General features: G+C 41.5%; 8 protein-coding genes. 2 read left to right on the plus strand and 6 right to left on the minus strand.

Annotated elements, in window-relative coordinates; translation table 11 throughout:
- Positions 1–143: 143 nt before the first annotated feature.
- Positions 144–782, plus strand: coding sequence for a Uma2 family endonuclease (locus V7K53_RS28150; RefSeq protein WP_335200765.1), 639 nt, complete (start codon positions 144–146; stop codon positions 780–782).
- Between the two features lie 36 nt (positions 783–818).
- Complete coding sequence (locus tag V7K53_RS28155) at positions 819–1,619, plus strand: Uma2 family endonuclease (protein ID WP_335200766.1); 801 nt, start codon at positions 819–821, stop codon at positions 1,617–1,619.
- Positions 1,620–1,895: 276 nt separating this feature from the next.
- Here the strand turns inward: V7K53_RS28155 and V7K53_RS28160 are convergent, their stop codons facing one another.
- From V7K53_RS28160 to V7K53_RS28185, 6 genes are all read right to left on the minus strand, one after another.
- On the minus strand, positions 1,896–4,559 hold the full coding sequence (locus tag V7K53_RS28160) for a caspase, EACC1-associated type (protein WP_335200767.1): 2,664 nt from the start codon (positions 4,557–4,559) through the stop codon (positions 1,896–1,898).
- Between the two features lie 27 nt (positions 4,560–4,586).
- On the minus strand, positions 4,587–4,967 hold the full coding sequence (locus V7K53_RS28165; RefSeq protein ID WP_335200768.1) for a hypothetical protein: 381 nt from the start codon (positions 4,965–4,967) through the stop codon (positions 4,587–4,589).
- Between the two features lie 417 nt (positions 4,968–5,384).
- Complete coding sequence (gene ilvD / locus V7K53_RS28170) at positions 5,385–7,070, minus strand: dihydroxy-acid dehydratase (protein ID WP_335200769.1); 1,686 nt, start codon at positions 7,068–7,070, stop codon at positions 5,385–5,387.
- 474 nt (positions 7,071–7,544) lie between these two features.
- Positions 7,545–8,213, minus strand: coding sequence for a calcium-binding protein (locus V7K53_RS28175; protein ID WP_335200771.1), 669 nt, complete (start codon positions 8,211–8,213; stop codon positions 7,545–7,547).
- Between the two features lie 1,226 nt (positions 8,214–9,439).
- On the minus strand, positions 9,440–10,138 hold the full coding sequence (locus V7K53_RS28180) for a calcium-binding protein (RefSeq protein WP_335200772.1): 699 nt from the start codon (positions 10,136–10,138) through the stop codon (positions 9,440–9,442).
- A gap of 877 nt (positions 10,139–11,015) precedes the next feature.
- Complete coding sequence (locus V7K53_RS28185) at positions 11,016–12,497, minus strand: calcium-binding protein (protein WP_335200773.1); 1,482 nt, start codon at positions 12,495–12,497, stop codon at positions 11,016–11,018.
- Positions 12,498–12,649: the final 152 nt, after the last annotated feature.

The following is a 12,649-nucleotide window of genomic DNA, read 5'->3' on the forward strand; positions in this document are numbered from 1 at the left end:
ATTGAAATAGCCAAAGTTTATATCGATGATTTATTTTAGCTAATTTATACACTTATAGTCAGAGGCGATATACTTTAAGAAAGTTGATTTGTAAATTCAATCTGCTGCATACAATCATTACTACATCAACTCTCTGAGGTGATATGCTTTTAAAACTGCAACAAATTATTGTTAAACCTGGTCAACAAATGTTGCTCAAAGATATTAGTTGGCAGCAGTTAGAAAATATTTTAGAAGAAATGGGAGAAAGGCGTGCTTCACGTATTTCTTATAGTCATGGTTGGTTAGAAATTATGGTTCCCCTACCAGAGCACGAAAAAGATAAAGAACTTATTGGTGATTTAGTCAAAATCTTGTTAGAAATACTCCAAATTGATTTTGAGCCTTTTGGTTCTACAACTCTTAAAAATGAGCAAATGCGGCAAGCAGTAGAACCAGATGCCAGTTTCTATATTCAAAATCAAGCTGCTGTAATTGGGAAAAATCGCATTGATTTAAATATAGATCCACCACCAGATTTAGCAATCGAAATTGATATTACTTCTCGCACTCGATTTGATAATTATGAAATTTTGGGAGTTCCTGAACTTTGGCGACATACACAACAAGGTTTAGAAATTTCGATTCTACAAGAAGGAAAGTATATTAAATCTCAATCTAGTCCTAATTTTCCTGATATTCCAATTGTTGAATTAGTTAATAGATACGTACAGCAATGTTTAACAATTGGGAGAAGTCAAGCTATGCGTAATTTTAGAGATTGGGTGAAGAATAATTTATGATAGAAACTTAAGGCTTTCTGAGAAAGGCGATCGCTCATGACTATCGAAAATAACCCAAGAGCCATTCTAGACTGGGAACACCCCACACCGCCCACAGATTTAATTTTTGATGACGGAGAACCCTTGGAATCAAATCGCCACCGTATTGCCATGAATGTGTTGATTCGGTCATTGCAACAAGCTTGGATTGAGCGGAATGATTTTTTTACTGGGGGCAATATGTTTATTTATTACAGCAGCGCCCAAGTACGTAACCAGGATTTCCGCGGCCCCGATTTCTTTGCTGTCTTGAATGTGGACGGGACTAATTCTCGTCAAGGTTGGGTAGTGTGGGAAGAAAACGGTCGTTATCCTGATGTGATTGTAGAATTAATGTCACCATCTACAGCCAAAATAGATAAAACTGTTAAGAAAGACCTTTACGAACAAACTTTTCATACTTCAGATTATTTTGTCTATGACCCCTTTGACCCCACTTCTTTGCAAGGGTGGCATTTAGATCATAATCAGCAATATCAATCTTTGACACCGAATGAGCGTGGTTGGTTGTGGTGTCAAAAGTTAGGTTTATGGTTGGGAACCTATGAAGGAACAATAGACAGAGAAACCGCGATATGGTTGCGGTTTTACGATGTAGCTGGTAATTTAGTTTTGTTACCAGAAGAGGCTGCTGCTTTCCAAGCCGCAGTCACGCAGGCGGAAATTGCTGTTGCACAAGCACAAGCCGCAGTTGCACAAGCCGAAGCTGCTGGTGTACGAGAAGAAGCCGCAGCTGCAAAAGCGGCTCGTTTAGCAGCTAGATTGAGAGAATTGGGTGAAAATCCAGATATTTTGTGAGGGATTTTAGCAAAGAAGCTATTTGGCAATACCTAGCCCGACTTCTTTGAGAAGTCGGGGATCTAAATTTTCACAAATAATTTAGGAATGGTATATTTTTTTGAAGTATAAATTAAAAACTAGATGCGATCGCTCTTTTCAAACCTCACAACAAATAAGTGCGATCGCTATTTCCAAATCTCACAACAAATAAGTGCGATCGCTATTTTTAAATGTCAGAATGAGTAAGTGCGTAGTTTACCGCCGTAGGCATCGCTATTAAGTAAAGCTTCAAAATTAAGGCTGAATCGGCACAAACTCATATTCGTCTTTTTTACCAGCTTTTTGTTGAACTTGGACTAAGAACATGGAATTATTTGTGCGATCGCCTGATGGTAGAAACTTAAAGCTTCCTGTAGCACCATCAACTGAAAAACTATCACTATACAACACCTTTTGTAATCCCTCTCGGGTATTACTTTGTTGTAAACCTTTAACTATGGCCAAAGTAGCATCATAAGCTGCTACTGTTCGCCAGGTATTTGCAGGTGCGCCCCAAAGTTGTTTAGCATCTCGCGCAAAATTACCAGCGGTAAATTCTTTAGAATGAGAAGGTGTAGCCACTACCATGCCATTAAAATTAAAATCATCTTTTCCATCATTTAGAGTGCTGCCTGTGTCTAAATACAGTGTGTGAATGCCAAATAGTGCTAACCCTCGTTTAGCTTCTCGTGCTAGTGCTACACCTTGCTGAATTTTTTCTCTATGTAAAGTTAATATCAAGCCATCTGCGCCACTATTGATAGCCTGAGAAATCACTTTATTAGCGTTAAAGTCTGGAGCAGAAATATCACAAATTGTATTATTAACTTTAACTTTACGATCATAGGAATCTATCTTTTTAGCAAACTTCTCTTTTAGCTCGTTATTATCTAATGCTGAGGAATCAGTACAAATAAGAAAATTCTTTTTTTTAGCCTCATTGATAGCGTAAGAAGATAGTTTGTCTACCTCCAATGAAATATCGGGAGCCGTGCGGAATATATAGTTTTTGTTAGATATCTCTGGTGCAAAACTAGTGGGAGAAATCATGACTAACTTTCCCGAATATACTAGCGATGCACTAAGGGAAGCCTCACTAGCATTATGTCCCACTACAGCTAGAATATCTGGTTGACTGACAAATTGTTGAGCAATATTTGAGGACAGGGTTGGATCATTATTATCATCAGCAATTACTACTTGTAATAGCTTCCCATTTATACCACCACTATGATTGACCTCATTTTGAACCTGAGCCACACCACGCAATATCTCTTCCGCTACCTCCAATTTGTTCGTAATGGGTACACTTACTGCAATTTTAATTTGCTTATCTTTTTTAAGAGCCTCAGCATTATTCAAATAAATCAATGCTTCTGGATCTCTGGGGTGCTCACTTCGATATAAATTGAATTCATCGACAGCAAGCTGACAATTACTATTTAAAAATGCTTTTACTGCAATTTGTTTATATGGGTGTATATATTGTCGCACTAAAATTTCTTCACCCCAGCTAATTTTGTCACCCAAACTATATTCCTGTTTACTAGCACAAGAGTTTGCTGTAGATTTTATGTGTACTACAGTAGTAACACCAATAAATATTCCGATGATGCACGCTCCTATGTAGCGTTTAAAGTTGCTATTTCCTGAGGGTGGATAATCTACTGGATCTCGGTTGGGAGGTTCAATTAAATCGCGTTTAAAATAGCTATTTCCAGCATATCGAGAATCTAGTGGAGATGGAGCGAGTAGTTCTGTGGAAGCTTCAGATATATGACGTTTATAATTGTTATTTCCATCTATGCGTGGAGAATCTACTGGCGATGAGTTGGTTAATGCTGCAATTATAGGAGCTTCAATTAAGGCTATATCTTCATCTCTAAGTCCCAAGGTTTGCTGAAGACGTTTCAAATTCGCGGCAGTTCTATCACTCAGAGGAAACCCTTGTTTAATTTCGTCGCGGAATGCTAGCTCATATCGCTGCAATTTTCTCTTTTTGTCTTCAATGGGTGCTAAAACCTGAGTTTCAATTGCAGCAGCCTGTTCAGGCGATAGTTTCAGTGTCTCTTGTAGCCCTTCCAATGCAGCACGACCAGTAACAGAAATTTTGCCGTTACCACCCTCTACCCAATAATTAACTTCTCGATGATACGTGAGCATAGGGTCATTACTCGGTGCTTTGGCAAGGTTGATTTTATAACCTTCTCTTATGGCATATATCTCTGGGTTCATTGCAGGAGAAGCTTCTTGAACCTTACTTTTGGCATATTCATGCAACTCATCAACAGAAATCCAACCATCTTCATCCCGGTCTGCTGCACCAGTCTTTAGCCCTTCAACTATGTAGCGGGTGTAAGTTGAAGTATCTGTCCCTTGCTGTTCAAAAGAATATTGGGTTGAGGTACTAGATGTCAGAACAGCTCGTCCTTCTCCACCTAATTGGTTTTTAACATCCACAAAACCCTCATCTTTTGGGGATTTTGGGGACATACCCTCGGCAAACGCGCCACTAAAGCAACAATCGAGAATCACTACCTCACGTTTGGAACGGCTCTTGTTCATGACATCATGCACAAAGCTAGCTGGCACTGTTGTTGCCCTAGCTGGTACTCCCTTGCCGGTTTTGCGCGTGTTATGAGCTGCAAAGTAAAGCTTGCCGTCCTCGTCTTTAATGCCGTGACCAGAGAAAAATAGCAGCACAAGGTCATCTTTTTGACGATCGTCAAACAAGATTTCGATCGCGACCGCCATCTCATGTTGTTGAGGATTCAGCAGCACTTTTACCTCATCAAAACCGCCAATCTCTGGGTGCAGCAAAACTTGCTGCATCGCCTCGACATCTTTTGTCGCTGCTGGCAATGGAGTAAGACCAGGTTCATACTCACTGACTCCGATTAGCAGTGCTACTTTTGCCATCTCCCTATTCTTCCTTGCTAATGGAATTTATGAGTTGCCCGCGATAAACTTTTGAGCTTGTTCAATGGCGGCGTTTAACTCTTCCTGACTGCTAGCTTTCACCTTGAGTTTCTTACCGTTAGCCTCGACTTCCAATTCAATACTTTTGTTACCCAAGCGATCGCCCAAAAATCCCAACAATTTTTTAAAATTGGCAAAGCTCACCTCTGCCTGCAACACCCCCACCAGAAAACCACCAACAGATTTGGCTCCTTGAGGTATTTCTGTAGCTGCTACTAGTTCAGCACTTTCAACATCTAAGTCTTTGATTTCTCGCAGCAGATTCCGTGCTTCCCGTTCTTGCTCCTCTGCATCTAAGTCTGGATTAGAAAGAGCGATCGTCAGTTTGACATTAGATTCAGAACTCATTTTGTGCCCTTTTAGGTTTTTCAGCAGTTGATGGTCAATAGTATTTCTGTAGTATATCGATTGACATCACTTCTTCTATGTAAATTTCCTGAAACTTTTTCAAGATTTTTCCAAAAACTCATAAAATTCAGGCAAAAATCTGGTATAAACACAGAACATCCGTCTTCAATAGCTTCAAAACTTAGAGGCAATCAACAATATTTCATCTGACAAGTTGTTTCGGTACAGCAGTTTGTTTTACTACGCTTGCGATCGCAAAGTAAGTTACAAGTTTGTCCTTGCAACTTCTTTAGAAGCGATCGCTAGATCAAACTATTACACGACGGCGTAAATCCAGCGATCATCTAAAATAACCAGACAAGGGGCTTAAGCCCCTTGTTAAAGATAGGCAAACTTGCGCCACAGTTGTCAGGTTAACTAAAACAAGTCTAAATCTGTCACAGCACCAATACTGCTAGAAGATACCAATTTGGCATATTTCGCCAGCACGCCTTTAGTGTAACGTGGAGCCGGGGGTTGCCAGTTGGCACGACGACGGGCCAATTCTTCTTCAGATATATTCAACTGCAATAAACGAGCGGGTGCATCAATAGTAATACTATCGCCTTCTTCTACAAGCGCGATCGCACCACCGACTGCTGCTTCTGGGGCAACGTGACCAACCACCATGCCATAAGTACCGCCAGAAAAACGTCCGTCGGTAATTAATCCCACCGCATCACCCAATCCAGCACCGATAATTGCTGAAGTGGGAGCCAACATTTCTCGCATTCCTGGGCCGCCTTTAGGCCCTTCGTAGCGGATTATGAGAATATCACCAGCTTGAATCTTACCAGCCAAAATTGCATCTAAAGAGGCTTCTTCGGATTCAAACACCCGTGCAGGCCCAGTAATTACTGGTTTTTTCACCCCAGTAATTTTGGCGACAGCTCCTTCCGTTGCCAAATTACCTCTGAGGATGGCTAAATGTCCTTGAGGATACATCGGGTTATTCCAAGGACGAATCACATCTTGATTGGCAGATGGTTCTTCGGGGATGTCTGCTAATATCTCTGCAATGGTTTGACCGCTGATGGTGAGGCTATCACCGTGTAGTAAATCATGCACAAGTAACATCTTCATTACTTGCGGAATGCCGCCAGCTTTGTGCAAATCTGTAGCGACATATTTACCACTTGGTTTGAGATCGCACAAAACGGGAACGCGGGCGCGGATAGTTTCAAAGTCGTCTATGGTTAACTCTACATCAGCAGCGCGGGCGATCGCTAAAAAATGCAGCACTGCATTGGTCGAACCACCAACTGCCATAATCACAGAGATGGCATTCTCTATAGATTTGCGGGTGATAATTTGGCGGGGTAAGATTTGTTTACGAATGGCTTCGACTAAAACGAATGCTGATTTTTCTGTGCTGTCGGCTTTTTCGGCATCTTCTGCCGCCATTGTCGAGGAATAGGGTAAACTCATCCCCAGCGCTTCAAATGCTGAAGACATGGTGTTAGCCGTGAACATTCCCCCACAGGAACCAGCACCAGGACAAGCTCGACCTTCAACCTCTAATAATTCCTTTTCGTCAATTTTTCCAGCACTGTATTGACCAACAGCTTCAAAAGAACTGACAACAGTTAAATCCCGTCCGTTGTAATGACCGGGTTTAATTGTCCCACCGTAAACAAAGATAGCCGGGATATTCATCCGGGCCATTGCCAGCATTGCCCCTGGCATATTTTTATCACAACCGCCAATAGCCAGCACACCATCCATACTTTGTCCAGTACAGGCGGTTTCAATGGAATCGGCAATCACTTCCCGCGACACTAGGGAATATTTCATCCCTTCAGTTCCCATCGAAATCCCATCGCTAATGGTAATTGTGCCGAACACTTGCGGCATCGCCCCAGCAGTTTTAATCCCAATCTCTGCTCTTTGCGCCAGTTGATTTATCCCCATATTACAGGGAGTGATCGTGCTGTAGCCATTGGCAATGCCCACAATGGCTTTATTGAAATCTTCATCTTTAAAACCAACTGCACGCAGCATAGCTCGATTAGGCGATCGCTGCACTCCTTGCGTCACAATTTGGCTTCTCAAATTCTCCGACATCTTTTTTCCTTCCGTGCCATCATCGCAACTGTTGCGATTGTATTACCTGATGATTTTCTCATGCCTGGGCGGTGCGATCGAATATGAGTAATTCTCTATGTTTCACCGTGGCTTTTGGTCAGCTCTAATTAGAATAAATCTTCATCTAAGCGTTTGTGTTAAATAGGGATGATTCTTGTGTGTTAGGCATCTAGAGTGCCGGAAATACTAGGGATAGTAATACGAATTTAAATATGAAAAAAAGTCATTGCCCCAAGCTGAGGCTCTGACTTTCCACGTTTATAGCTTAGTATATTGATATTGATTGCGGTGCAAAGATGAAGAGACTCTAACTTTGCACTAGAGTTATTCTTCAAAATTATATCTGCCTTGAAAATAGTGACTAGGGACTGAGGACTGGGAAAGAGATACTTTCATTCTCTAGTGCCTTCTGCCTTACGCCTCCTGCCTTATTTTCAAGGCAGGAATATTAAATTAAAGAATGAGATCACTTGACACTACTTGTGGTGCTCCTATAAGGCGAATTTGAAACTCAGCCGACCGATCCCCATCAGTGCTACCTTCGAGAATACCTCCTGAATAACGAATTTGTCCGGGTGCGGAGAATTGGGCACTCCCAATGAAAGTGAAAGCTTGGTTGCCCCCAACAGTGGAGTTGGCATCGATAGTAAATAGATCAATTCGATCGCCTGGCAAGCTACCGTTTCCACGAAAGTCAGTGATTAAGTCGCGTGAGGAAAGTGGACTATCAGAATTTGAGTTGTACTCGAAAATATCATTACCCGATCCTCCAGTGAGAATATCATTTCCACTACCGCCAGTCAGGACATCATCTCCATCACCGCCGATGAGAGTATCTTTGCCAGTACCGCCAAAGAGAATATCTTTGCCAGTACCGCCATTGAGCCTATCGTTGCCACCACCACCGTTAAGAGTATCGTTACCAGCACCACTAAAGAGGCTATCATTGCCACCACCAGCGTTAAGGAGACTGTTGCCACCACCACCTATAAGCGTACTGTTGCCACCACTAACATTAACGATATCGCTCTGACCATTATTGCTACTACTGCTACTACTGCTACTGCTAGAGCTGGCACTAACACTGCCGCTACCGTAGGAGATTGATATTGAAGTTGCCATTGATGAGTTTCTCCTAAACTTAGAGGGGAAAAAAATTACGTCTTTACTTCCCCATTATAAAACGGCATTGCTGATTAAGAGTATGAATTTGATTTCCTTCAAATGCATAAAGTAAACAATTTCAAACATGGAATTTGGGAATTTCATAGTTTCATTCAGTAATGCCGACAAAACCAGGTCAAAAGATCAAGAGTGGTGAATATATTATTGAACAAACCTGATTGGCACAGGTCTTTACTATTAAGTTTGAATATTTGAGAATATTTGAGAATATTTAAGAAGTACTAGATGTATTTGATGACGCTTACATCAAAATTGTACCATTAATCATCTGATATCCTTGTACCTTATGTTTTCAGTTGTTTCAGTTGGAAAATACTAAGGAATGAGGAGATTTTTCTACGTAATTATATAGATTTAAGGGCATTGCTACTGTATTCATAATGACAATGCTATAGTATTACCCCCCAGCAGACTTTTTTATAAATAGAAAAAAGAATAATTAACTTTCTTTTATTCTCTGGTCATAATAAAATCGAAAACCTTTGTACAGATAGAGTTGGTTTTGCATATTGGTACTTGTTTAGTGGTTTCTGTAGTTATATATAACAAATAATTGCCAATAAGTTAAAAGCTTTGTTAGACGCATAAGACGAAGAAAAGCCTAAAGATTTGTGTAATTTGAATTCGTTTCTAGTCTTAAGACTAGCAACGTATTTCGAGAGAACTGCTGGCTATGGTAAAGCCACTGGAGGCGGAGCCTTCCAGGATCGGATCGGAGCTGTATTTTAACTTAGTGCCATTCCCTTGTTAAACCAGTGCGTAGGCGTAGCCCGTCGTAGACATCGCTGCACCCCTAGCCTTACAATTTGGCTATTGTGACATCATCACAACTGTTGCGATTGTATTAACAGATTTTCTCATGCATACGCGGCACGATCGAACCTTGGCAAGCATTAGTAATTTTCTATTTTTTAGATGTGCTTCTGTTAGGTGCAGTTGATATGAGGAACTTTGTTAGTATTTAACTGTGTTTGATTATAGCAATATGATGCTTGAGAGGTTAAAGCCTAACGCATTTTCTCACAGTTGGAGTATGTTTGGCTTTGCACCTAAATTATTCTTCAATATTAGACTTCTTGCATAAACCATAAATAAGAACTCCACTCCTAAACGCTTGCTCTTAGAAGTAGGGTGTTCAGCGCTTTTGCAAGAAGTCTATTAGATTAGAGAATGATGTCGTTTGCCGCTAGTGATGGTACTCCTGTCAGTCCAATCTCAAACTCAGCTGACAGATCCCCATCAATGTTAGCTTGAAGAATACCTCCTGAATAACGAACCTGACGAGCTGCTGAGAATGCGCTAGCACCGATGAAAATGAAGGCTTGGTTGCCCGCTACACTGGAGTTAGCGTCAATGCTAGATAGATCGATTTGATCGCCTGTAAAGATACCGTTTCCAACGAAGTCAGCGATAACATCTCGTGACAAACCAGTAGGACTATCTGAAACTGAATTGAAATCGAAAATATCGTTGCCAGCACCGCCAGTAAGAGAATCAGTCCCAGCACCGCCAGTGAGGATATCGCTACCAGCACCCCCATTTAGGGTATCGTTGCCAGCACCGCCAATGAGGATATCGCTGCCAGCATTACCGTTAAGGATATCACTGCCAGCACCGCCAGTAAGGGTATCACTGCCAGCATTACCGTTAAGGATATCGCTGCCAGCACCCCCATTTAGACTATCGTCGCCGGCATTGCCGTTAAGGATATCGCTACCAGCACCCCCATTTAAGATATCGTCGCCGGCATTGCCATTAAGGATATCGCTGCCAGCACCCCCATTTAGGGCAGGGCGAAAGATAAATGGGAAACCGTTGATGGTATTGTTGTCATTAAAAATAGTACCGTTGATAATTGCCATTAGTAAGGTTCTCCTGAACTTAGAGGGTAACAAATAACCTCGTCACTTTCCCATCAGAAAACGGTTTTGCTGATTAAGAGTATGAATTTGGTTTCCCCCAAAGGTGTAAAGGAAACAGTTTCAAATATTGAATTTTTAAATTTCACACTTTCATTCAGCAATGCCGAGAATACAAGGCAAAGAAATAACGAGTGGGAAGAGATAACTGAACCACACCTGATTGAAACAGGTCTCTGCTGTTAAGTTTGAAGATTTGACAAGCACTAGATGTATTGATGATTTGGCATCAAAATTATGCCAAGAGTAATGTGATGTCCTTATATCTTTACTGATTGCAGTAGTAGGCTGCTATGAAACAAGCAAAGTTCCTCCTACAGAAGCGCATAGCTTTTAGAACGTTTTGACTTTATTCAGAATCACAAGACTATACTATTACTTTCAAGCCTAGTTTTTTCTATTTATAAGAAAGAGTAATTAGCCCTTTTTTATTCCTCTCGCTAAAACAAAATCTGAAACCTTTGTTCAGATAGGGTTGGTTTTGCTTTTTGAGATTTATTCGGTGATTTATCTAGTTATGTATAAGAAAGTAATTATCAATAACTTAAAAACCTTGTTAACCAGCGCGTAGGCGTAGCCCGTCGTAGACATCGCTACATCCCTTGCGTTACAATGTGCCTTCTCAAATTCTCTGACATCTTTTTCATTCAGTAGCATCATCGCAATATTGCGATTGTATTACCTGATTTTCTGATGTAGACGCGGTGCAATTTAATAACTATAAACTATCAAAGAGACAAGCTAAACTTATCTTTATTTCCGACTATTCAATTATCAAAATTCTGCATTCTGCCTTATTTTCAAGGCAGATAATATTAAATTAAAGGATAATGTCACTTTCTACTAGTTGTGGCGCTCTTGTAAGCCGAATTTCAAACTCAGCCGACAGATCGCCATCAGTACTACCTTGGAGAATACCTCCTGAATAACGGATTTGACCGATTGCAGAGAATGCACGACTTCCAATGAAAGTGAAGGCTTGGTTGCCTTCTTTAGTGGAGTTAGCGTCGATGGTAGATAGATCGATTTGATCCCCTGCAAGGATGCCGTTTCCCACAAAATCAGCGATCGCATCCTGTAACAAACCAGGTTGACTCTCTGAAACGAAGTTAAAATCGAAAACATCGTTACCCAATCCTCCAGTGAGAACATCAGTTCCACCAACACCCGTGAGGATACCACCGTTACCAAAATCACCGCTAATCGTATCATTGCCAGATCCGCCAACAAGGCTATCGTTGCCTAATCCACCAACAAGGCTATCGTCGCCAGATCCGCCGTTAATCTTATCGTCGCCAGATCCGCAGTTAATCTTATCGTTGCTAGATCCGCCGTCAATCTTATCGTTGCCAGATCCAGTATTAATGATATCGTCGTCAGATCCGCCGTCAATCGTATTGTTACCATCACCGGCGTTAATCGTATCGTTGCCAAATCCGCCAATAATTGTATCGTTACCAAATCCGGTGTTAATGCGATCGTTGCCAGATACACCGCTAATTATATTGTTCCCGGCTCCGGCGTTAATCGTATCGTTGCCAGATCCGCCGTTAATCGTATCGTTGCCAGAACCAGCGTCAATCTTATCGTCACCAGATCCGCCGTCAATCCTATTGTTGCCAGAACTGCCGTTAATCGTGTCGTTACCAGATCCGCCTTGAATCCTATCGTTGCCAGATCCAGTATTAATGATATCGTCGTCAGATCCGCCGTCAATTGTATTATTGCCATCACCAGCGTTAATCGTATCGTTACCAAATCCGCCAATAATTGTATCGTCACCAGATCCGGTGTTAATGCGATCGTTGCCAGATACACCGTTAATTATATTGTTTCCCACTCCGGCGTTAATCGTATCGTTGCCAGAACCAGCGTTAATCGTATCGTTGCCAGAACCAGCGTCAATCTTATCGTCGCCAGCTCCGCCGTCAATCCGATCGTTGCCAGATACGCCGTTAATCGTATCGTTGCCAGATCCGCTTTGAATCCGATCGTTGCCATTACCACCTTGAATCTTATCGTCACCGTTAAATCCGCCGTCAATCGTATTGTTGCCAGATCCGCCGTCAATTATATCGTTGCCTCTTCCGCCATCAATCGTATCGCTGCCGGCTTCGCCCAGAAGGCTATCATTACCGTTTCCACCGCTAATTCTATCGTCGCCAGAACCACCGTTAATCGTATCGTTGCCAGATCCGCCCCTAATCGTATCGTTACCGTCAAATCCGTTGATGATATCAGGCAGAACAGAAAAAGAATTACCAAGATTGTCAGGCTGATTAGTACCGTTAATGGTTGGCATAGTGAATTTATCCTGAATTTAGAAGGTAAAAAATTACTTCGTCACTTCTACATTGGAGAAATAACGAGTGGGAAGATATAACAAATTAGACCTGTTCTAATCAGGTCTTTGCTGTTTCTAAAGATTTGAGAAACACTGGATCTATTGATGAT

This window comes from Nostoc sp. (genome assembly GCF_036917355.1).
Lineage (GTDB): Bacteria > Cyanobacteriota > Cyanobacteriia > Cyanobacteriales > Nostocaceae > Nostoc.